Origin of the sequence: Bradyrhizobium lablabi, from assembly GCF_001440475.1 — a bacterium.
GTDB lineage: Bacteria > Pseudomonadota > Alphaproteobacteria > Rhizobiales > Xanthobacteraceae > Bradyrhizobium > Bradyrhizobium lablabi.
Genome location: NZ_LLYB01000046.1, coordinates 339,659 through 340,487, shown reverse-complemented (window position 1 = coordinate 340,487; position 829 = coordinate 339,659). Strand labels below are relative to the sequence as shown.

Below are 829 nucleotides of genomic sequence, written 5' to 3'. Positions count from 1 at the left end.
GGTTTTCCCTCGCGACAAACGCGAACGCGTTTGCGCGGAGATCATGCTCAAGCAAAAAGATAAATCGGGATGACGATTCGAAGAAAAGTCATCCAGCTTTAGCGGACGTGACATTGCGCGATCTGTCTCGCGCGACGCCCAGGCGACCGGCTTCACGTCCGATATCTGCAATTTTCCGATAAATTGCGCTTGTTACTTGATACATCCTTAGATGGGAACCTGTCAGGTTCCATCTGCACGAAAGCGTGCATGTCTGACAAAGAACTTGGGAGACGAAAGGTTTGCGGTGCCGCCTTAAGCGGATGGTGGTTCAATGATCGTCTCATCCAGCTCGTGTTTTTCGTCGTCCATCCAATCGTCCACCAGGGATTTTCGAGCCTCCGTCAGTCTGATCGCGCTCCTATGCGGCCTCAGTTGCGCGCAACCGTCGATGGCGCAATCGCTGCCGTCAGGCGGAACGGTGGTCAGCGGGAACGTGTCGATCGGATCGACGTCGCCGACCAGTCTGACGGTCTCGCAATCGAGCGCCACCGGCATCGTCAACTGGTCGAGCTTCTCGGTCGGGCAGGGCTACCAGGTCCAGTTCAATAACGGCAGCGGCGCGACGCTCAATCGCGTGACCGGCAACGTGCCGTCGTCGATCAACGGGGTCGTGTCGGCAACCGGCTCGGTTTATCTCGTCAATCCGTCGGGGGTCGTGGTCGGGCCGAACGGCGTGATCAAGACCGGCGGCAGTTTCGTCGCCTCGACGCTCGATGTGAAAGACGCCGATTTCCGCGCCGGCGGCGCACTGACCTTCAGCGGCAACAGCAACGCCTCGGTCGTCAAT

1 protein-coding gene is annotated in these 829 nt (G+C 58.6%); it reads left to right on the top strand.

Going from position 1 to position 829, the window contains the following annotated elements; genetic code table 11:
• Nucleotides 1-430: 430 nt before the first annotated feature.
• Nucleotides 431-829 (top strand): two-partner secretion domain-containing protein (locus CQ14_RS07235; protein ID WP_199805457.1); only part of this gene is annotated, 399 nt, incomplete at its 3' end.